Genomic DNA, 20,260 nt, shown 5'->3' with positions numbered 1-20,260 from the left:
CTCATTTCCCACCATTCAGTACATCCCAGTTCGGTTCGGGAATCTGCACAACTTTGCCCTCTTTACTGTAGAACGTGATATTGCGCCATTCGAAGTTCCCCATCTGTATCTGGAGACCTACCTGACCCATTTCCCACTGAGTGGCCGCCCAGTCGCCCGACCTCCAGGCCTTATAGGCGAGCTCGTATTGCTCAGCCGGCGAATCTCCATCGAAACCCTTTAGGCTGACTGCGACCTTGCCGTTGTTGCGCAGGACGTTCGAGACCTCGGTCATCCACAGGGCGATCGGCTTCCCGTTGGCCCTGCCGACCACTTCCCTGAAGGCGTCGCCGTTGAAGGTGTAGCCACCCTGAATTTCCTTGGCCAGTGCTTCTGAGTAGTCGCCAATCCCGAGCACCATGGTTCCGGTCGGGCACCCGTTTGTGTTGTGCACCAGAACCGATGTCGTTCCGGCCAGTTTACGGGTGCACCACTTCCGTGCCTTGCCGAGAGCCTCGATCGCCTTGGCACCGATTCCGGCGATGGCTTCATCGGAAAGGTGGAGTGCACGGAGGGATTTCCACGCGTCGGTGAAGCCGATGCCGGTCTTGGCAGCGGCGTCGACAGCCTTGACGGCACGCGCGATCGGGTCGAGCAGGCCTTCGACCGGGACATACGTGGCGAGGCTCCAGACGCAGGCGGTTTTGTCGCCGTGCCAGCAGTCCATCAGGTCTTCGGCGAAGAAGGAGAACAGGATCGATCCGGCCACGTCGCCGAAAAGGCTCTGCCATCCGGCGCGGACGATGTCCTTGCCGGAGAACTTGTGCGTCCAGCCGTCGATCTTGATGTTCTTCAGCGTCGCCCGCTGAAGGAACTGCCACGCCGACTTCGGGCACCCGTCTGCCGTGGCCTGGGCCTGGTCGTCGGCGCACAGGTAGAAGTCGGCCTCGTAGGTGACGACCAGGTCGTACATCGCGTTGCAGCCCTGGAAGGCGGCTTCCGGCATCGGCGGGCAGGTGCCGATCTGCTTACTGCTGACGATCTCGACGGTGGACTCGTCCGGAACGGCGAAAACACCGGGAATGCCCGTGCCAGCCCCTTGGGACGCCTCCTTGTTGGCCTCAGCCTGCTCAGCCTGTTTGGCCGCGTCCTGGGCTTCCTTGGCGTACTTGTCGGCGTCCTTGGCGGCCTGTTCGGCTTCGGTCGCGGCGGCGTCGGCGCGGTCGGCGGCGGCGCGGGCGTCCTTGGCGTCCTGTTCGGCCTGGGTGGCGGCGGAGCGGGCGGCTTCGGCGTCCAGTGCGGCGGCGTCGGCGGAGTCGCGGGCGTCCTTGGCGTAGCCCTCGGCGTTGCCGGCCGCCTTGTCGGCGGCTGCGGCATCTTCCGTGGCCTGCTGGTCGTAGTCGACGGTGCGCGCCAGTGATGCCGCGGCGGCGGATGCTGCCTTGGCGGCGTCGGCCGCGTAGCCGAGGGCTTCCTTGGAGTAGCCGCGGGCATCGGCCGCGTACTGGGCGGCGTTCGCCGCGTGCTGGTAGGCCTCCTTGGCGTCGCCCTTGGCCTGGTCGGCGAGGTTCTTGGCGGCCTGCGCCTCGGCGGCGGCGTTCTTGGCGTGTGCGTCGGCGACGGCCTGCTGCTGGTCGGCGATGGACTTGGACGCCTGTCCGGTCAGTACGACCAGGCCGGCGGCGGAGTCGGTGTCGACGTAGGCGGAGCCGAGCTGGATGGCGTCGTTGGCCGGGTTGGCGACCTGCGCCGCTGCTTTGCCGGCGTCCACGGCCGCCTGCGCGGTGACATGGGCGAATCCGGCGGCCTTCGCCGCGGCGGCCAGTGCCTTCCCGGCCTCTACGTTGGCTGCGTTGGCCTGGGTCTTGGCGTCCTTGGCGTGCTGCTCGGCCTCGTCGGCGAGCTTGACCGCCGTCTTGGCCTCGGCGGAGGCGTCCTGGGAGGCCTTGATGGCGTCGGCGGCGGCGCTGGTGGCGGTCTTGACGGCCGCGTCGGCCTTCAGCTTGTCGGCCTGGGCTGCATCGGCGTCGGAGCGGGCGCGCCTGGCCGCGGCTTCGGCGCGGGTGGCCGCGGCGTCGGCATCGGCCGCTGCCTGGGTGGCCGCGTCGGCCTCGGAGCGAGCCTTTGACGCGGCTGCTTCGGCGTCGTCGGCTGCCTTGTCCGCGTCATTCGCGGCGGCGCGGGCGGCGTCGGCTGCCTCCCCGGAGTCCAGGGAGTCCGCGTAGGCGTCCTTGGCGTCGGCCTTGGCGCGGGCCGCGTCCGCCTTCTGCTTGGCGTCCCAGGCGTCGTCGCGCATGGCCTTGGCGTGGTCCTTGGCCGTAACCGCGTCGTCGCGCTTGCTCTCGGCGGTGTTCTCGGCCGCCTCCGCCTTGTCCTTGGCGTCCTTCGCCTTCCCGGCCTGGGTCTCGGCGTTCCTCTTGTGCTCGGCCGCCTCGGCCTGCTTGGCGGCGGCGTTCTCCTTCTCCGCCTTGGCCGTCTTCTCCTCGGCCTCGGCCGCGAGCCGCTTGGCGTGCGCGTCCGCGGCGGCCGCCTTGGCGTCACCTTCGGCCTTCAGGGTGTCGGTGAGCTTGGCCTCCGCGGTCTCCTTGTCCTTCTTGGCGTTGTCGCGGTGGATCTTGGCCGCGTCGGCTGCGGCCTTGGCCTGCAACTCCGCCGCCTCGGCGGCCTTCTTGCGGAACTCCGCCTTGGACTGCGCGGCCTGCGCCAGCGCACGCTGCGCAATGGTGGCGCTGTCCCCAGCGGAGGCACGGGTCGCGGCCTCGGCCGTCTCGCCGGCCTTCTCCATCGCCGTCAGCGCGGCAGCCGCGCCCTTGGTGACCTGGTCCTTCTGCAGACCCACCAGCAGGCCACGGCCCCGGGGAGCACCGGCCGCGTCGGCGATGCCGTAGGCGGCCTGGATGGCCGTGTCCGAGGCGGTGGCAGCCTTCTGCGCGGCGGCCAGCTGCGTCTTGAGGACGGCAAGCTGCTTCTTCGCCCCCGCCTGCGTGGCGGCGACACCGGCCTTGGCCTTGTCGAACTGCGCCTTCGGCGGCACAGTGCCGGTGTGGCCCGACGGCTTGACGTCGTACTGCTGCGGACCGGTAGCGTTGCAGGTCTTCAGCTTGGCGTCGGTGCCGTTGTCGTACGCGCTCAGATCCAGGCACTTGCCTGTCGCGGGATTCTTCAGACTGGTGGTGGCCCGCAGGTCGTACTCCCACGTGCGCGTCGGGGAGCTGACGCAAGTCACAATCTGGATCTTCGTGCCGTCGGCGTTTCTGCCGCCCGACACATCCAGACACTTCCTGGACTTGACGTTACGCAGATGCAGGCCCAGGTCGTCACCCTCGACCGTCCACTGCTGCGCAGTACTGCCGTTGCAGGTGTACACCTGGACTGGTGTGCCGTCGGCCGTGCCGCCACCCTGCACTTCGAGACACTTGCCCTTGGACGCGTGCACCTCGATGACGGCCGGGGCATCACCGACGTAGCCCACGCCGCCAGCAGCCCAGTAGTCCTGCCAACGGGTGAGACGGTCGGCGACCCAGGAGTGGCCCAGCATCTCGCTCAGGGCCTTCGCGCCCTTGGTCAGGGCGTCGACGGCGGACTTGTTGGCGTCGAGGACCTGGTTGCGCTGGGTGGCCTGGGAGGCGATCTCCTGCTGCCACTCACCGGCCGCAGTGGTGGTGATGTCGCCCAGTACGTTGTCCGGGTCGATTGGGTCAGTCCAGCCACAGGCCGCGAACCGCGCCTTCACGTCCTCGACGGCGATGCGGTACTCCGGCGTGCCCGGCTGCGGAGCGGTGCGCGGGAAACCGCCGGAGGACAGGAAGATGCGGGCGTCGTCGGCACTCGCGTTGTGGCCGGGACCGCCGTGCATCCACTCGAAGGCACTTTTCTCGGCAAGGTAGCGGTCCCATTCCTCGCGCGACACCTGTGTCGCGTCGGGGGCCGTCGTGTACCGGCTTCCGCCCACATCGTCGACGGCCTTGAGCGTATTCTCGTCGGCCTTCGGGGTGGCGTCCTCGTAGAAGTCGAACTCGTCCTGCCAGAACCGGTCGACGACCCACTGCTTCAGGCCGGTCTGGCCGTAGAAGCTCGTGCCGCCGTCGGACGGCCAGAGGTAACCGGCGGGAGGATCCAGCCCCGCGAGTGGCTTGTCCCATCCGTCCTCGAGAGCGGACAGCGCGTCGATTTCCTTCCTGGCCTCGTCCTTGTCGGTCTCGAAGGCGGTGGCGAGCGGCGTCTGCTCCCAGTGCTGCCGGTTGGCCAAGACATGGAGCTTGTCCGGCGGCTGGTTGAGGCCGTCCTTCGCGGTCGCGGCCATCGACGGTCCGCCCAGCCGCAGCACCTCGGCCATCAGGCACTGGTCCTGGCGCAACTGCTCGGCGGCCGTGTCCTGGTACCAGTTGTAGGAGTCGTCGACCGGCTCGGTGTTCGACCGGACCGAACCGGGCTGCACCGCAAGGCCGGCCACCACGGCCAGCGTGGCGATGGAGGTGATGGCGGAGGTAAGCCTGCCTGATCTTCGTGACGTGGGCAGGCGGAACCATGGTCTGGGCTGCAAGAAGCCATCCCTTTCTTCGTTCCAGGGGCGCGGGACCATGGGGGCGGCCGAAGAGCAGAGAGCAGCGGCGTGTTGCCGAGGGTGTCTCAGGAACACACGGCTTTCGTCGTATCGATGTGTGCGGACGCCCGGCGCGGCGGCATGGCGATGCGCCCCTCCCCGTGAGCGACGGCGTTCCCCCGGTCGCTGAGTGATGTGCGCGTACGGAGTGGTCAGGCTCCGCCGGTGCGCGGCGCCACTTTAGGCCCACACAGAAGGATCCGTACAGGTGTTCACTTATGTGCGACGAGCTGATGGCGTAAATCTGTCGGCCGGTCAGCCTGCTGCCAGAGGTGCCCCTCAACCGGATCACCTGTGCTTCCCTGTGAGGTTTCTGTGAGGATGGACGGTCGGCGGGATGCGACAGGCGATCACAGATGACCGGTTTTCGACCCCGATTGCCTTCGTTTTCGTGATGGGCGCTTGAATCCCGCCGATGCGTTCGTGCTCCGCGACTCAGTCGCCGCGACCGCGCCGGCCCTGAAGGGGACCCTGGCGCTCCCGTCGTGTTCCTTCTGGTGCTCGCGCCGATCGCAACGTCGCAGCGCGGCCAACGGTCGGCCTGTCGTGTTATGGCGGCCAGACTGTACGCACTGTCTGCGCATGCGGCTGCAGCGTCGCGCCCGCCACTTGCACTGGGTCAGCATCTGCGCGACCCGGCTGGAGCCGTAGCGATGAGGACAGTGGACGAGCGCAAGAAGACCGTGCCGACCGTCTTCGTGGACGGTCGGCCGCACGTCAATCCCGATCCCGCACGGGTACGCGAGCAACTCTCTCGTTCTGTGTGACTGGCTGCCGCGCCGGTTCTCCCAGCTCGCACCAGACCGTCTTGCGGTCCGCTGCCTGCTCCACACCCCAACGTTGGGCAAGTGCATCGACAAGTGCCAGGCCGCGGCCGGACTCGGCCGTCTCGGTCGCGGACAGGAGGGTGGGCAGCGCGCGTGGGTCCGGGTCGGTGACCTCGATGCGGGTATGGCCGACGTCCGTGCCGGTGACGCGGACGGTCACGGGTGTGCCTTCGCCGAGGTGGTCGATCACGTTTGTCAGCAACTCCGTCGCGCACAGGCGGGCTTCGAAGTCGAGTGCGCGAAGGTGGTGGCGCAGTTCGCGTACGGCCTTCGGGGTCGCGAGCAGGCTGAGTTCGAACGTCATCATTCGGCCGCCGTCTTCTGGAGGGCGGTGGCGAGTGCGTGGGCCGTGACCGTGTTGCAGTTCCCGAGCGCGACGAGGCCGACGGGTGGTGTGTACCCGCCTGCGAAGCTCGGCAGGTCCGCGCGGAGGGACGGCAGCGTGATGTCGTGCAGGGCGAGGGCGGCGCGGAGGTTCTCGACGCAGAGGGTGACGTCGTAGGTGGTAGGGGCGCAGTCGGGCATGGGCGCTATCAGCCTTCTGTGCGGTGTGTGACGAATGCCTCACAGAATGTCGCCGGGCTCGCTAGCGTGGAAGGCGGTTCGCGTCCGCGACGTGAACCGTGGAAACAGAACAGTGAGTTACGGCGGTGAGCACGTGGTCCGACGTAAGGACATCGACGGGTCGATCAGCATCCCCGACTTTTACGGCAGCGAGTTGCGGTGGAAGCGGGAGGCGGCGGGACTGTCGTTGGAGAAGTTGGTCGAGGGCAGCTTCTACGGCAAGTCGCACCTCAGCGACATCGAGCACGGCAAGCGGCGCATGCCCATGGATTTGGCTCGGCACGTAGACCGGGTGCTGGGAACCGACGGATACTTCGAGCGGCACTGTGAGGATGTGCGGCGGGCCAGACGGGGGCCGCACGCCGCGTACTTCGAGCGGATTCTGGAGGCGGAGAAGCACGCGGAAACCATTGAGGAGTGGTGCCCCAGCACGTTTCCGGGACTGCTGCAGACACCTGCCTATGCGCGGACACTCGTCCGGTCCGCCCATCCGGCGGCGTCCGAGGAGTGGATCGAGGAGAAGGTGCGGGCTCGAATCGACCGCGCGTACCTTTTCGAGGACGACCATTCCGTCCCCGAGTACTGGGCGATCCTGCACCAGTCGCTGCTGACCGACACCATCGTGACGCCAGAAGAGATGGCTGCACAGCTCGACCGGATCGTGGAGCTGAGCGAGCGGCGCCGGATCACTCCGCAGATCGTTCCGCGGAAATGCGGTGCGGGCAGCCTCCATCAAGGTCATGGCGTTTCCGGATGCGCCTCCGCTGATCTACACCGAGGCGTCCTACAGCGGGGACACCATCGATGATCCGGCCCTCGTGAAGCAGTACCGCAAGGCATACGATCGGCTCAGGGCCGTAGCGCTGTCACCAGACACGTCCCTCGCCATGATCAAGGCCGCCGCAGAGGATTACCGAAATGGCAAGCAACCGGATCGACTTGAGTGACGCGCTCTGGCTGAAGAGCAGTTACAGCAACGGGGACGGCGGCGACTGTGTCGAGGTAGCCAGCGACTTTCCCGGCCTGGTCCCCGTCCGAGACTCCAAGGTGCGCCAAGGCCCCGCCATCATCCTCAGCACCACTGCTTGGGCCCCCTTCGTCGCATCGCTCAAGGAGTGAACTAGGCGTCTGTCCAGAGTGAGCGCCTGGCCGAAGCCGCTGCCGGCAGGCTCCGGCTGGACGGACCCGTTTGCGTCCGCGCCCGGCAGCCGGAGTGACCGCTGAGGTCAGCTTTCCGAGGCTGCCTTGCGGAAGAACTGCCCGCTGATCCGGGCGGCCGTCCGGGTCGGCAGAATACGGCTGAAGACGAAGGCCTGGACGGTGTTGAAAGGGCCGTCAACGACGGCGGGACCGCGGCCTCGCATGGCTTTCATCACGGTTTCGGCCACCTGCTCCGGCTGACGCTTACCGGGGACAGGGCGGGTGTTCATCGGGGTCTCGGTCGCTCCAGGGCTGACCGCGACCACCCGCACCCCGGTCCTCTTCGTCTCCGCCCACACGGCTCGGGTGAAGGAAAGCACGAATGCCTTCGAAGCGCCGTACGCAGCGTTGTACGGCGCCGGTGCGTACGCGGCGGTGCTGGCGATGTTCACGATCGCGCCGTGGCCACGGACGAGCATGCCGGGCAGCAGCAACGAGGTCAGTTCCGCCACCGCTCTGGCATTCACGTCTATCAGTGCCCGCATGCGTGCCGGATTCGTGTCGGCGACCGGCCCGACCTGGGCGACGCCGGCGTTGTTGACCAGAACCTCGACCGCGACGCGCTCATCCTCGAGCCGCTCGGCCAGTTTCGCGGGAGCCTGCTCGTGCGACAGGTCCAGTGGGACGGCGAGCACCTCCACACCGTGGTCGGCGCGTAGTCGTTTCGCTGCGGCTTCCAGCCGCGCGGCGTCGCGAGCGACCAGTACCAGGTCCATGCCCTCCCGGGCCATCCGTTCGGCGATCGCCGCCCCGATGCCCATCGTGGCGCCTGTGACCAGCGCGGTGCCCTGCTTGGTTGGTTCCATCTTCGCGATCTTCATGATGGCAACGCTAAACTTTGACATTGACGTGAATGTCAAGCCTGGTCCAGTCGAGGAGACGGCGTGCGCATCGGAGAACTCGCCAAGGCCACCGGCGTCAGCACGCGGTCGCTGCGCTACTACGAGGAACAAGGACTGTTGCCCGCAAGCCGGGGCGCCAACGGATATCGGGACTACGGCGAGCAGGCGGTGCGCGTGGTCGCCTTCATCCAGGATCTCTACCGCGCGGGGTTGTCCTCCGAGATCATCCGGCAGATCCTGCCCTGCGCCGGATCCGCGCGGCCCCAGGGCGACTGCACCGAACTGCTCGCCCGCGTGAGGCAGGTTCGTGACCAACTCGCCCACCAGGAACAGCAACTCGCAGTGCGGCGGAAGATGCTCGAACGCTACCTCTCTGGCGCCGCGACCCCGGCAGGCCTCGAGGCCCACCTGAACCGGGCGCACTGAGAGGGCAGTCCGGGTTCGGTCTAGTCAAGGAAACGCCGCCGAGCCGACGCGGTGTCCGCCCGGTGCCCACGCAGGACCACATGTTGCAACAACCCCTGGAAACGCCGTGAACAGGGAAGGCGCACCTCGGCCTCTCACCGGGCCGGTCCGGCCGACTGCGAACTCACTCGGCCGGGGGTCCCACCGTCTCCCGCAGCCACACGTTGTTGCGCAGCTCGGGATGGGCGGTGGTGATCAGCCGGAACGCCTCGGACTTCGCCCGCTCGGTGAGCTGGCCCAGCTCAGCCCAGGTCAACTCGGCCACGTCGGGTGCGTAGTTCGTCGTGAGAGTGATGGTCGTTGCCTCACGGCTGAAGGAGAAGACGTCCTGGGTCACGCTTGTCTCCACCACAATGCCACTCCCGGACTGCAGCTCCCTCCTCGCGTACTCCAGCATCAGCGCGAAATCGACCACCGGCAGTCCCGACGTGCGCAGGCTGAGATCGACCCCGTGGACGACGAGCTGCAGGTCCGCCTTGAAGAAGTCGATGGAGAAGTCCGCGCCGGTGAGCTCCGGGTGCTCGGGCCGGCCCGGATGCTCCGGCCGCGTGTCCGGGGACCAAAGGACGTCATCATCGCGAGGCTCGAAGGAGAAAGTGGTCACCTATTACACCTGTTTCTGTCAGACGATGGGCATTGCCGTCTCGAGATTGCCGAATGCGTCGCACCATCCACCCTTGTACGACGCGAAGGGCACTTCCTGGGACAGCTGACGCCCTCCGCAGCTTCTGCTGGTGGGCGCGGCGGCCAGTGCACTGTGCAGGCACGTGCAGTTCCTCAAGAGTCAGCCGGACGTGTGGCTTGTGTGCGGTCGGGCCAAGCGTTCCAGCAGCCCCACGGCTGATTGCCGGCCCGCGTCGGCCAGCAGGGGTCAGGCCCTGTCACCGAGGTTCCGCTCGCACAGACGGCGCAGAGCCTCGTACATCGCCGACGCCTGAAGACGGCCACCAGGCGACGCACGTCACCGAGAGGCCCCTTGTTTCAGGAGCGCCCTAGGTGTGCGCGCCGGGGCCGCCCTACGGTGACCTCACACGGTCCGCGGCGGACCCACCACGTCCCGCAGCCACGCGTTGTCACGCAGTTCCGGATGGGCGGTGGTGATCAGCTTGAAGGCCTCGGACTTCGCCCGGTCGGTGAGCTGGCACAGCTCGGACCAGGTCAACTTGGCTCTGGCTGGTGGCCAGTCCGTTGTAAGACTGACGGTTTTTGCTTCGCGGCTGAAGGAGTAGACGTGCTGGGTGAGACTGGCCTCAACCCTGACGTTGCTCCTGGTTTCCAGTTCCCGCCGTGCGTAGTCCAGCATGAGCGCGATATCGACCACAGGCTCTCCCAGCAGGCGCACACTGAGATCCACGCCGTGGACGACGAGACGCAGATCTGCCTTGAAGTACTTCAGGCAGAAGTCCGAGGAGTTCAGGTCTGCATTTTCCGGCCGCCAGTCCGACGACCAGGAGACGTCATCCGCGCGGGGCTCGAAAGAGCAGATGATCAACTGTCCTCCTCTCCAACTACCAGACATTCCTGAGTATCGCGGTGTGCGTCGCGAATGACTGTGCCCCGCCGGGTCTACTCCCGGCGGGGCACAGTCATTCGCGGCTCCCGGAAAGGCTTGTTAAGTATGACGACGCTCAGTCGGTCGTGTACTGGCGCATCCCGGGGATCTTCAGGTTGCCGCCGAACTGGGCCGCCTGGACCACCTTGACGTTGGTCATGTAGATCCACGAGATGTTCAGCGGCGGGGGGTTGTCCGGGGTGAACTTCACGTGGACCAGGCCCAGCAGGTTGCCCGAGATGCTCTCGGTGTACATCGTGGTCTTGCCGCCGGTGATGGTGGATTCCTGACCCTTGGCGCTCTGCACGTGGTAGGTCTTGCCCGACTGCTTGTCCTTCACCGTCTGGTGCAGGTCCACGATCTGGGTACCACCAGAGATGACGTATTTGAGTACCTTCTTCGTGGCCCCGCTGGCCGTTCTCACCTCGACGATGCCCTGGTAGTCAGCGCCGTTCAACGTCAGCGAACTCGCGTCCAGGTACCAGGGGTCGTCCGCGACCAGAATATTGTTGTCGACGCCGCTGACCTTGTCGGTGGCCGCTGGGCAGTCGTCCGGAGACGCGCTGGAACTGGCGGACGGGTCGGGCGTGGCCGAATCGGCCGCGTCCTTGGCCGCCTTGGTGGCGTCCTCGACCGTCTTGGTGGTGTCCCTGGCCGTCTTGGACACCTTGTCGGTGGTGCCCTTCACGGTGTCCCCAACCGTCTTGGTGGTCTTGTCGACCGTGTCCTTGACGGTGTCGGTGGTGCTGCCCTTGCCGGTGGAGCCGGACGAGGAGGACGTATCCGACGTGGCCGAGGGGGCCGGCGAGGACGACTCGGACGCGGAGGGCGTCGGGCTCGCGGTCGTGCCGGAATCCTTCGCGCCGCCGGTGAGGATGTCTCCGACCGTGTCACCGATGGTGTCCAGCAGGCCGCCACCGCTGCTCTGGGAGGCCGACGGGGCGGGCGAGGGCGTGTCGCCGGTGCCGGAGCCCGAGTCGGAACCCGTGTCGGAGGAGCCGGAGGTCGCGGTCGGCTTGGGCGTGGCCTTGTCGTCGGCACCTGAATCCGACGAAGAGGTGCTGCCCGAGACCTTGGTCTTGTCCTTGCTGCTGTCCTTGCCGGCGTCGGCGGATGCCGAGGGAGTCGGCGTCGCCGTGCCGGTGGACTCGCTCGCCGACGGCGACGGCGAGGCAGAGTCGTTCTCGGAGCCGTCGAGCGCCTTGACGCAGTCCTTGTACTCCGCGGCCTTCTGACTGTTGGACGTGCCGGCACTGTCCGCGATGGCGAGCGAGGACGTCACGCCCAAGCCCATGAGCACCGCCGTCGGCATCGCCACGGTGGCTATCGCCTTGCCGGCCGGCATGTGGAACCTGAACAGCGGCTTCCGGGGTGCCGCGTGGCGGGGCCCGGTTCTCGCGCGGGACCCGTCCACTTCGGTCCCGTGGGTCACCTCGTCAGCCGGCACTGTGCCTCCCGTTCGCCCCGTTCGCGGGGCTCGTTCCCGACAGGTCGTTCGACTCACCCGGCCCGTTCACGCCCTCGCCGAACAGCGGTGCGGCCTCAGCGGCACCGGCCACCTCCGGCGCGGCCTCGGCCTGCGACTCAGGCTGCGGTGGAGTACCCGGCGCCCAGGCAACAGCGAGCCCACCACCGACCAGGGCGAGCAGGAAGCCCACGACGAAGCCACCGAAGTTGGCCACGGGGATGGACACCAGCGCCAGCAGAATCGCCGCCACGCCCGCGAAGACCCTTACGTGCTTTTGGAACCAGAGGCTGATCCCCAGGACGACGAGGAGCACGCCGATGATCAGCGATCCGGCTCCCGCGGTGGTGGAAATGGCGAGCGTCAGGGCGCCGAACTTGAGGTGGGCGTACGGGAAGTACATGATCGGCAGGCCGCCGAGCAGGACGAACACGCCTGCCCAGAACGGACGGGTGCCCCGCCAGGCGCGGAACTGCTGCCTCCGGCGGGTGAACTGGCCGGGTGCAACAGGAGTCTCGGCGCTCATGGAAAAACAGCTCCCTGGTGCGGCGTTGCTGTGGTGAGGATTATGGTGCGATGGAGATGTGAAGGGGTGTGAAGGCGGCGGGCGAAGAGGTGACGGGCGGGGGACCCTGTCGGCTCCCCCGCCCGTCACTGAGTGCCTAGTAGCACTCGTACTTCGGGCCGTCGCCCCAGTTCAGCTCCATGTGCAGATTGGACAGCGAGAAAGTGCCGGCCGTGGTGGCCCAAGCCGTCTGGTGCACATCGGTCAGCGTGGCCTTGTCGGCCTGCTGAGCGAACCCGAACGGGTTCGTCTTCTCGTCGGCCTTGGGCTTCATCTTGGCGCTGCCGGCGGCGACGCCGATGTCCATGTCCTCGAAGTCGGCCGTCTTCGCGTCAAGGTTGGCGACGTCGATGTAAAGGTTCTTGGCCGTGACATCCGTACCCTTGTCACCCGCGGTCAGCTTGAGGGTGACGTTCTTACCCAGAAACGGGATCGGGGTGACCACGGACTGGCACATGTTGGTGATGTTGGCGTGGTCGAACGCCGAAACCGCCACCGGGTGTGCCTGGTCCTTGCCGTCAAGGCCCTTGCCTGTGTCGATGGCGCCGTACTGGGTGAAGTCGTAGCCGACGAGCTTGTCGGCGTGCACCTTGAAGTCCTGCCCCGACACACTGAACGACGCAGCAAGCGCACCCTGCGCAAGGGCAACACCTATCGCGGCCGTCGCGGCAACGCTGGGCACCATGACCACAGCGAACCGCTTCCATCTGGTCCCGCCACGCACCTGGGACTCCATATTTCCTCCTTCTCGGACGTACATCTCCTGGCCCTCGCTCGCCACCGAGTCAGCGGCTCAGCCGGGCAGGGATGGGAGAAGTGCTACGTCCTCGGGTAGGGGAGCGCCCGTATGTCGGTGGCGCGAACCGCGACCGAATCACCGGCGATCACCCCCGAGCGACAACCACTGGTCGCGCCTGACACGCATCACGCACAACCCTGCTGGACAGGCTTCGCCGTTGGCGAAGACCCCCCTGTCCTAGAGCCGGCGCCACTGCCGCCGGCTCTGCTCGGTGGGGACCCAGATCGTCACGTGACCCGACCGGCTGTCGGGGTACGGAAATGGACCGAGCGTGGCCGATCGTGGTGCATTCTCGCCGCCCGCACAAGGGGCTTCGTTACTGGCTAGTAACGGCCCGATAACCGAAGGACGACCCACCGGTCTCGGAGAGCGACTCTCGGTGGCAACCCAGGGCAGAGCAATGCTGTTGATTCATGGACGGAACCAGACAGATCAACAGGCTCGTTTTACTGGGAGTAACAGCGGCCGCAATTACCAAGTTTTGGCAAAGTGCGGCCGCCTCGACGCCTCGCTGGCGAATTTTTCACTCCGGCATCACAACGCCGGACGTTTAGCGACTGGTCAACGGCCGCCTCAGAACAGGGCCCTCGCCAACGCCCGCCGCGCGCCCACGACACGCGGGTCCTCCGGGCCGACCACCTCGAACAGCTCCAGCAGGCGGCGCCGTACGGTGTCCCGGTCGTCACCCACCGTGCGCTGCACGGTGTCGATCAGCCGGCCGAACGCGTCCTCCACGTGCCCGCCCACCAGATCCAGGTCGGCGGCGGCGATCTGTGCGTCGATGTCGTTCGGCTTGTCGGCCGCGTCCTTGCGCACCTGCTGCGGGTCCGCGCCCTGCACCCGCTGCAGCAACTCCGCCTGCGCCAGGCCGAGCTTCGCCTCCGTGTTGGCCGGGTCGTCGTTGAGTACGTTCCGGTACGCCTGGACGGCTCCGCCGAGGTCCCCGGCGTCCAGGGCCTGTACGGCCGCCTCCAGCAGGGCGTCGTACGGGCCCGCCGGCGCCCGGTCCTCCGTCGCCGCGCCGCCGCCGGGCTGGGCGTCCGGGTCGACGCTCAGGCCGGTGAGCCCGAAGCGCTCTTCGGCGACCTGCACCAACTGGTCGAGGGTCTGCCGGATCTGCGCCTCGCCGGCGGCTCCCTGGAAGAGCGGCAGCGCCTGCCCCGCCACGACGGCGAAGACGGCCGGGATGCCCTGCACCCCGAACTGCTGCATCAGCATCTGGTTGGCGTCGACGTCGATCTTCGCGAGGAGGATACGGCCGTTGTACTCGACGGCCAGCCGCTCCAGGACCGGGCTCAGCTGCTTGCAGGGCTGACACCACTCGGCCCAGAAGTCGATGACGACCGGTACCTCGGCGGACCGCTGGAGGACATCGCGTTCGAAGGTGGCCTCGTCGACGTCGATGACGAGATCGGCCGGGGAGACGGCCCCGGCGCCGGCGCCCTGCCGGGCGGCTTCGGCGCGCGTCTGCTCGGCCTTGGCCTTGGCCTCCTGGGCCGCCTTCACCGCGGCGAGGTCGACGACGCCGCTCATGGACATGTTCCGTGGCTGCATGCGTCTATCCTCCCCCGTTCCCGCGTGTGTGTGAAAAGGCATTGTGAAGCGCTTGCGGCGTCGGGTCCCCACCCTGCGCCGGATTGGTCATCGCTTTCGCTACGAGTCGTAGCGTAATGCCATTGGGGGCGCGGACGACAGTCCGCCCCGGTGATCTCCCTCACGGCCTCACAGGAACGGCCGGTTATGGTCGGGTCATGCAGAGCCGCAGCCCCGCCAGCCGCCCCGGACGCCCGCGCAGCGCCGCCGCGGACACCGCGATCCTGGCCGCGACCCGGGAGGCGCTGGTGGAACTCGGCTGGTCCAAGCTCACCTTGGGAGACGTGGCCACACGGGCGGGGGTTGCGAAGACCACCCTCTACCGCCGCTGGGCGGGCAAGAACGAACTCGTCGTCGACGCGGTGGCCGAGCTCTTCGACGAACTCGAACTCCCCGACCGCGGCAGCCTCGCCGCCGACATCGAGGGCGTGGTGCTGCAGCTCGCGGCCATCCTCGCCCGGCCGGAGGCCAAGAGCGGGCTGATGGCGGCGGTGGCGGAATCCACCCGCGACGAGGCCCTTCGGGAACGTGTCCGCACTTCGATAGTGGACCGCCAGAAGCGGCTGGTCCTGGAGGGCCGCGCCCGCGCCCAGACCCGCGGCGAACTCCCGCCGGAAGCCGACCCCGGCGAAGCCGCCCGCACCGTCGACCTGATCTTCGACATGGTGGCGGGCGCGGTGGTGCACCGCACCCTGGTGAGCGGCAAGCCGGCGGACGAGGACTGGGTGCGCGGCTTCACGCGGGTGCTGCTGCAGGGGCTGGCGGGAGCGACGCAGGACACCCCCTAGTGCTCATCTCTCAGGGTCGGACCAAGCCGCCACAAGTGCTCGCCGATCCGGAAAGCGGGGACCGGAGACCATCTCCCAGGTGGGTTCACCGTTCACCCAACACACCTCCTCGGGGCCGCCGTCGCCGGTGTCGAACAGGCAGCACACCCCGCCGCTGGCGGCGGTGAGGTCGGTGAACGCCTTCCTGACGTTGGCCGACCGGGCGAACAAGCGGCTCATCCCCGACGCCGCTGCCCAGCACTCCACCGACGCGTAATCAGGGTGCAGCAAAGACTCGAACCTGATCGTCGCATAGACGTACCCGATCTGGATGCGTCCGTCCGCCGCAGGTTCGAGCCCGTTCCTCTCCGCGTACTCGCGCAGTGCGTCATCAACGTCGAACATGAGGGACATGTCGAGCTTGAGCGTGCTGCTCATGGAGCAGTCGACCGGCTGGCTCTCGAAACGGGACGTGAACGGGACGACGACCCGGTCACCGCCAGGAAGTGTGATCTCAAGCGGCGGCACGGCACGGGTCGGCGGCGCCAGCCCGGCCAGATTGGCCAACGCCCTGGCGACGTTCCGGGGACGCAGGTAGATGTCGTAGCTGTAGTCCAGTCCCATCGCTTCCCCCCATGCCGGATCGGATCCGTAAACTCTCATGACCTACCCGTGGGACGCCTGCCGGTTTCGGGAAGCGCGCTGCCCACCGGTCCGAAGGCCGGTGGGCAGCGCGTGGAGTGCGTTCCCGTCAGAATCCCGCGGGTTCGGTGTACACCCCCCACTCGTCCCGCAGCACCCCGCAGATCTCCCCCAGCGTGGCCTCCGCGCGCACCGCGTCCAGCATGGGTTCGATCATGTTGGTGCCGGAGCGGGCGGCGGTCAGCATGGCGTCCAGGGCTGCCCGGACCCGGGCGTCGTCACGCGCCGCCTTCCGGGACCCGAGCTCGCGGACCTGCTCCCGCTCCACCTCGTGGCTGACCCGCAGGATCTCCAGGTCGCCGGTGACGGAGCCGGTGGCTACGTTGACGCCGACGACCTTCTTGTCGCCCTTCTCCAGCGCCTGCTGGTAGCGGAACGCGGACTCGGCGATCTCGCCGGTGAACCAGCCGTCCTCGATACCGCGCAGGATGCCGGAGGTGATGGGGCCGATCGGGTGCCGGCCGTCGGGGTGGGCCCGCAGGCCCCGCTCCTTGATCTGGTCGAAGATCTTCTCGGCGTCGGCCTCGATCCGGTCCGTGAGCTGCTCGACGTACCAGGAACCGCCCAGCGGGTCGGCCACGTTGGCGACGCCGGTCTCCTCCATCAGCACCTGCTGCGTACGGAGGGCGATCTCCGCCGCCTGCTCGCTCGGCAGGGCCAGCGTCTCGTCCAGTGCGTTGGTGTGCAGTGAGTTCGTGCCGCCGAGCACCGCCGCCAGCGCCTCCACCGCCGTGCGCACCACGTTGTTGTACGGCTGCTGGGCGGTCAGCGAGACACCGGCGGTCTGCGTGTGGAAGCGCAGCCACTGCGCCTTCTCGCTCTTCGCCCCGTACACGTCCCGCATCCACCGCGCCCAGATCCGCCGGGCGGCCCGGAACTTGGCGATCTCCTCGAAGAAGTCGACGTGGGCGTCGAAGAAGAAGGAGAGGCCGGGCGCGAACACGTCCACGTCCAGGCCGCGTGACAGGCCGAGTTCCACGTAACCGAAGCCGTCCGCGAGCGTGTACGCCAGCTCCTGCGCGGCGGTCGAGCCCGCCTCGCGGATGTGGTAGCCGGAGACGGACAGCGGCTTGTACGCGGGGATGCCGGCCGCGCAGTGCTCCATCAGGTCGCCGATCAGCCGCAGATGGGGCTCGGGCTGGAAGAGCCATTCCTTCTGGGCGATGTACTCCTTGAAGATGTCGGTCTGCAGCGTGCCGTTGAGGACCGACGGGTCCACGCCCTGCCGTTCGGCGGCGACCAGGTACATGCAGAAGACGGGCACGGCCGGCCCGCTGATGGTCATGGACGTGGTCACGTCGCCCAGCGGGATGTCCTTGAACAGGACCTCCATGTCCGCCGCCGAGTCGATGGCCACCCCGCAGTGCCCGACCTCGCCCAGCGAGCGCGGGTCGTCGGAGTCGCGGCCCATCAGCGTCGGCATGTCGAAGGCGACCGAGAGACCGCCGCCGCCGGCGGCCAGGATCATCTTGTAGCGCTCGTTGGTCTGCTCGGCGTTGCCGAACCCGGCGAACTGCCGGATGGTCCACGTACGCCCGCGGTAGCCGGTCGGGTAGAGGCCGCGCGTGAAGGGGTACTCCCCCGGCCAGCCGATCCGCTCGAAGCCTTCGTATGTGTCCCCGGGCCGGGGTCCGTACACGGGCTCGACGGCATCGCCGGAGAGCGTCGTGAAGTCTGCGTCGCGCTTGCGCGCGGCGTCGTAGCGGGCCTGCCAGCGTCGGCGGCCGTCCTCGATGGCGTCAGCGTCCATACCCTCGAATTTACTAGGACGTCCTAGTAAATGTCGACGGCTGACCGCCGCGCGAGTCCCGGGCGGCGGTGGAGCGTGACCCGTCCGGCGGAACCCGATCCGTCCGGCGGGTCGGGATTACGCCTTGACGGCGGCCGGGGCCTGGTCCGCGACCTTGGACTCCAGCTCGTGGCTGATCTTCCGCTCGACGAAGAAGGCGGCGGTCGGAACCGTCCCCGCGAGCAGCACCCACAGCTGCTTGCCGACCGGCCACTTCGCCTTGGAGCCCAGGTCGAAGGCGACGATCAGGTAGACGACGTACAGCCAGCCGTGGGCGATGGCGACGACGCGGGTGAAGTCGGCGGCGCCGTCCATGTGAAGCCCGTACTTCGCGATCATGCTCAGGCAGAGCAGCACCAGCAGCACGCCGGTGGTGTAGGCCATGACGCGGTAGCGGGTCAGCACGTTCTTTTTCATGCCGTCGAGCGTAACCGCCCGTTCCGGGAGATCTTGTCCCGGGGCGGCGCCCATCCCCGGTGCCACTCCGCCCTCGGCTCAGTCCTCGTCGAAGTCGTTCGCCGCGATCCTGAGGGGCCGCAGCATCGCGAAGATCTCCGCGCACTCCTCGGCGTCGTAGCAGCCGAGCCCGAAGTCCATCGCCATCAGGTCCCGGGTGGCCGCGTCGACCACCTCGCGCCCCTTGGCCGTGATGGTGGCGAGCGTGCCGCGCCCGTCGTTCGGGTTGGGCCGCCTGGCCACCAGCCCGGACTTCACCAGCCGGTCGACGGTGTTCGTCACCGAGGTGGGGTGCACCATGAGCCGCTCACCGATCTTGGACATCGGCAGTTCCCCGGCCTTGGAGAAGGTGAGCAGCACCAGCGCCTCGTACCGCGCGAAGGTCAGCCCGTACGGCTTGACCACCGCGTCGACCTCCGCCAGCAGGATCTGGTGCGCCCGCATGATCGAGGTGATCGCGGCCATCGACGGCACGTTTCCCCAGCGCTGCTTCCAGAGCTCGTCGGCACGGGCGATGGGGTCGAAGGGAAGACTGAGAGGCTTCGGCACGTCATCAGACCCTACCCGCCGGTCACATGCCGGTCAGCTCCGTCTCGGCCTTCGGTCACCTCCGCGGCGGCCACGGAATCCGTGCCCGTCACCTCCGCGGCGGCCACGGACCGTGCCGGCTAGTCGGCCAGATGCCGTTCGACGGTCTCGACCTTCGAGGTGAGGCCGTCGGTCACCCCGGGACGGATGTCCGCCTTGAGCACCAGCGACACCCGAGGGGCCCGTGCCTCGACGACGGCGACTGCGCGCCTGACGACGGCCATGACCTCGTCCCACTCGCCCTCGATGGAGGTGAACATGGCGTCGGTACGGTTGGGCAGGCCCGACTCGCGGACCACGCGGACGGCGTCGGCGACGTACTCCCCGACGTCCTCGCCGACGCCCAGGGGCGTCACGGAGAAGGCGACGATCATGCGTTCACGACTCCTTCCTTGCGGGCCCGGGCCGCGATGACCGCGTCCTCGGACTCGCGGCGGAGCCGGCGCTCGGCGATGAAGCCGCCGCCGGGGATGATCGAGTAGGCGAAGTAGACGGCGGCCTTGCCCTTGGCCCACTTGGTGCGGTTCCAGGCGTCGAGCCAGAAGAGCACGTAGAGGATGAACAGCACGCCGTGGATCGGGCCCAGCACCGGGGCCACGTCGAAGCCCGAGGCGACCGTGTACTTGATCACCGTGCAGGCCGCGAGCACGATCCAGGAGATGCCCTCCGGGACGGAGACCAGGCGCAGGCGGCGGATGGCGGAGGCTGTCTTGAGGTCCACGGATCACCTTCGGTGGAGAGTCGCCGGCGACGCGGTCGCCTTGTGAACGGAAGCACAATCGTCGCCCCATTGTGGCAAACGGTCGCCCCTGGCCCGCGGTAGGGGTCTGTCCGGCACCCTCCGTCCGCCGCTACCTTCACCCCGTGGCGATGTTCCGACTTCAAGGAAGCAAGGTGCTCGCCGTCGACATGACCGGTGATGCCGTCAAGGCGAAGAACGGCTCGATGGTCGCGTACGACGGGCAGATGGCCTTCAAGAAGCTGAGCGGAGGCGGTGAGGGTCTGCGGGGGATGGTGACCCGGCGGCTCACCGGTGAGCAGATGACCGTGATGGAGGTGAAGGGGCACGGGACGTGCTGGTTCGCCGACCGGGCCGCGGAGATCAATCTCGTCGCCCTCCAGGGGGACAAGCTGTACGTGGAGTCGAGCAACCTGCTCGCCACCGACGCCGGGCTGAGGACCGGGACGACCTTCACGGGGCTGCGCGGCGCCTCCCAGGGCAACGGGCTGTTCACGACGACCGTCGAGGGGCACGGGCAGGCGGCGATCATGTCGGACGGGCCGGCGGTCGTGCTCCGGGTGAGCCCCCAGTACCCGCTGATCGTCGACCCGGGGGCTTACATCGCCCACCAGGGGAACGTCCGGCAGTCCTTCCAGTCGGGCGTGACCTTCCGCACCTTCCTCGGGGAGGGCGGCGGCGAGGCGTTCCAGATCCGGTTCGAGGGGGACGGGCTGGTGTACGTCCAGCCCAGTGAGCGGAACACGATCGCGGGGGACGTGTGAC

20 protein-coding genes and 2 pseudogenes are annotated in these 20,260 nt (G+C 67.9%); 6 read left to right on the top strand and 16 right to left on the bottom strand.

Annotated elements, in window-relative coordinates:
• Position 1: 1 nt before the first annotated feature.
• Positions 2–4,522 carry an RICIN domain-containing protein gene (locus ACFYZQ_RS25390; protein WP_389151850.1) on the bottom strand — a complete coding sequence of 1,507 codons (4,521 nt, stop codon included), beginning with the start codon at positions 4,520–4,522 and terminating at the stop codon, positions 2–4.
• A 570-nt stretch (positions 4,523–5,092) separates the two neighbouring features.
• Here ACFYZQ_RS25390 and ACFYZQ_RS25385 point away from each other — a divergent pair.
• Positions 5,093–5,349, top strand: a pseudogene (locus tag ACFYZQ_RS25385) (glutaredoxin family protein); the annotation flags it as partial.
• Here the strand turns inward: ACFYZQ_RS25385 and ACFYZQ_RS25380 are convergent.
• Both ACFYZQ_RS25380 and ACFYZQ_RS25375 read right to left on the bottom strand, forming a co-directional pair.
• Positions 5,300–5,716, bottom strand: a complete 417-nt coding sequence (locus ACFYZQ_RS25380) for an ATP-binding protein (RefSeq protein ID WP_389151847.1) — start codon at positions 5,714–5,716, stop codon at positions 5,300–5,302. The pseudogene ACFYZQ_RS25385 and the gene ACFYZQ_RS25380 sit on opposite strands and share 50 nt — an antisense overlap.
• Entirely contained in the window at positions 5,713–5,934 is a 222-nt protein-coding gene (locus tag ACFYZQ_RS25375) for a hypothetical protein (protein ID WP_389151844.1), read from the bottom strand. The genes ACFYZQ_RS25380 and ACFYZQ_RS25375 overlap by 4 nt, the downstream gene beginning before the upstream one ends.
• A gap of 133 nt (positions 5,935–6,067) precedes the next feature.
• Between ACFYZQ_RS25375 and ACFYZQ_RS25370 the strand changes: the two are divergent.
• A pseudogene (locus ACFYZQ_RS25370) lies at positions 6,068–6,920 on the top strand (helix-turn-helix transcriptional regulator).
• Positions 6,892–7,092: a DUF397 domain-containing protein gene (locus tag ACFYZQ_RS25365; protein WP_389151842.1), complete on the top strand. Its 201-nt coding sequence runs from the start codon at positions 6,892–6,894 to the stop codon at positions 7,090–7,092. Before ACFYZQ_RS25370 ends, ACFYZQ_RS25365 begins: the two are co-directional and overlap by 29 nt.
• Positions 7,093–7,199: 107 nt before the next feature.
• Here the strand turns inward: ACFYZQ_RS25365 and ACFYZQ_RS25360 are convergent, their stop codons facing one another.
• Positions 7,200–7,994, bottom strand: coding sequence for an SDR family NAD(P)-dependent oxidoreductase (locus ACFYZQ_RS25360; protein WP_389151839.1), 795 nt, complete (start codon positions 7,992–7,994; stop codon positions 7,200–7,202).
• 63 nt (positions 7,995–8,057) lie between these two features.
• Between ACFYZQ_RS25360 and ACFYZQ_RS25355 the strand changes: the two genes are divergently transcribed.
• Entirely contained in the window at positions 8,058–8,441 is a 384-nt protein-coding gene (locus ACFYZQ_RS25355) for a MerR family transcriptional regulator (protein ID WP_389151836.1), read from the top strand.
• 163 nt (positions 8,442–8,604) lie between these two features.
• Here the strand turns inward: ACFYZQ_RS25355 and ACFYZQ_RS25350 are convergent, their stop codons facing one another.
• The 6 genes from ACFYZQ_RS25350 to ACFYZQ_RS25325 all read right to left on the bottom strand — a co-directional run bounded on the left by ACFYZQ_RS25350 (position 8,605) and on the right by ACFYZQ_RS25325 (position 14,415).
• Positions 8,605–9,084, bottom strand: a complete 480-nt coding sequence (locus tag ACFYZQ_RS25350; RefSeq protein ID WP_389151833.1) for a hypothetical protein — start codon at positions 9,082–9,084, stop codon at positions 8,605–8,607.
• 423 nt (positions 9,085–9,507) lie between these two features.
• The gene (locus ACFYZQ_RS25345) at positions 9,508–9,972 is read right to left on the bottom strand and encodes a hypothetical protein (protein WP_389151830.1); all 465 of its coding nucleotides are present in this window, start codon (positions 9,970–9,972) and stop codon (positions 9,508–9,510) included.
• A 136-nt stretch (positions 9,973–10,108) separates the two neighbouring features.
• Positions 10,109–11,479, bottom strand: coding sequence for a hypothetical protein (locus tag ACFYZQ_RS25340; RefSeq protein WP_389151827.1), 1,371 nt, complete (start codon positions 11,477–11,479; stop codon positions 10,109–10,111).
• On the bottom strand, positions 11,469–12,023 hold the full coding sequence (locus ACFYZQ_RS25335; protein WP_389151825.1) for a DUF6114 domain-containing protein: 555 nt from the start codon (positions 12,021–12,023) through the stop codon (positions 11,469–11,471). The genes ACFYZQ_RS25340 and ACFYZQ_RS25335 overlap by 11 nt, the downstream gene beginning before the upstream one ends.
• Positions 12,024–12,159: 136 nt before the next feature.
• Entirely contained in the window at positions 12,160–12,798 is a 639-nt protein-coding gene (locus ACFYZQ_RS25330) for a DUF6230 family protein (protein WP_389151822.1), read from the bottom strand.
• A gap of 636 nt (positions 12,799–13,434) precedes the next feature.
• Entirely contained in the window at positions 13,435–14,415 is a 981-nt protein-coding gene (locus ACFYZQ_RS25325; protein ID WP_389151820.1) for a tetratricopeptide repeat protein, read from the bottom strand.
• 197 nt (positions 14,416–14,612) lie between these two features.
• Between ACFYZQ_RS25325 and ACFYZQ_RS25320 the strand changes: the two genes are divergently transcribed.
• The gene (locus ACFYZQ_RS25320; protein WP_389151817.1) at positions 14,613–15,242 is read left to right on the top strand and encodes a TetR/AcrR family transcriptional regulator; all 630 of its coding nucleotides are present in this window, start codon (positions 14,613–14,615) and stop codon (positions 15,240–15,242) included.
• A gap of 3 nt (positions 15,243–15,245) precedes the next feature.
• Here ACFYZQ_RS25320 and ACFYZQ_RS25315 read toward each other — a convergent pair whose 3' ends face one another.
• The 6 genes from ACFYZQ_RS25315 to ACFYZQ_RS25290 form a co-directional block, all read right to left on the bottom strand.
• Complete coding sequence (locus ACFYZQ_RS25315; protein WP_389151814.1) at positions 15,246–15,845, bottom strand: hypothetical protein; 600 nt, start codon at positions 15,843–15,845, stop codon at positions 15,246–15,248.
• Between the two features lie 127 nt (positions 15,846–15,972).
• The gene (locus tag ACFYZQ_RS25310) at positions 15,973–17,673 is read right to left on the bottom strand and encodes a methylmalonyl-CoA mutase (RefSeq protein WP_389151812.1); all 1,701 of its coding nucleotides are present in this window, start codon (positions 17,671–17,673) and stop codon (positions 15,973–15,975) included.
• A 117-nt stretch (positions 17,674–17,790) separates the two neighbouring features.
• Complete coding sequence (locus ACFYZQ_RS25305; RefSeq protein ID WP_389151809.1) at positions 17,791–18,129, bottom strand: DUF3817 domain-containing protein; 339 nt, start codon at positions 18,127–18,129, stop codon at positions 17,791–17,793.
• A 78-nt stretch (positions 18,130–18,207) separates the two neighbouring features.
• Entirely contained in the window at positions 18,208–18,717 is a 510-nt protein-coding gene (locus tag ACFYZQ_RS25300) for a MarR family winged helix-turn-helix transcriptional regulator (protein WP_389151806.1), read from the bottom strand.
• Positions 18,718–18,836: 119 nt separating this feature from the next.
• The gene (locus tag ACFYZQ_RS25295) at positions 18,837–19,130 is read right to left on the bottom strand and encodes an MTH1187 family thiamine-binding protein (protein ID WP_389151803.1); all 294 of its coding nucleotides are present in this window, start codon (positions 19,128–19,130) and stop codon (positions 18,837–18,839) included.
• Positions 19,127–19,477 (bottom strand): DUF3817 domain-containing protein, encoded by a 351-nt coding sequence (locus ACFYZQ_RS25290; RefSeq protein WP_389151800.1) that lies wholly within the window; start codon positions 19,475–19,477, stop codon positions 19,127–19,129. Before ACFYZQ_RS25290 ends, ACFYZQ_RS25295 begins: the two co-directional genes overlap by 4 nt.
• 149 nt (positions 19,478–19,626) lie before the next feature.
• On the opposite strand from ACFYZQ_RS25290, the gene ACFYZQ_RS25285 reads away from it, so the two are divergent.
• A complete protein-coding gene (locus ACFYZQ_RS25285; RefSeq protein WP_389152248.1) occupies positions 19,627–20,259 on the top strand; it encodes an AIM24 family protein in 633 nt (210 codons plus the stop codon).
• The last annotated feature ends 1 nt before the right edge of the window (position 20,260 follow it).

The organism is Streptomyces sp. NPDC001843, assembly GCF_042891955.1.
Lineage (GTDB): Bacteria > Actinomycetota > Actinomycetes > Streptomycetales > Streptomycetaceae > Streptomyces.
Note: the sequence above shows the minus strand (reverse complement) of the source record. Positions and strands in the feature narration are given on the sequence as shown.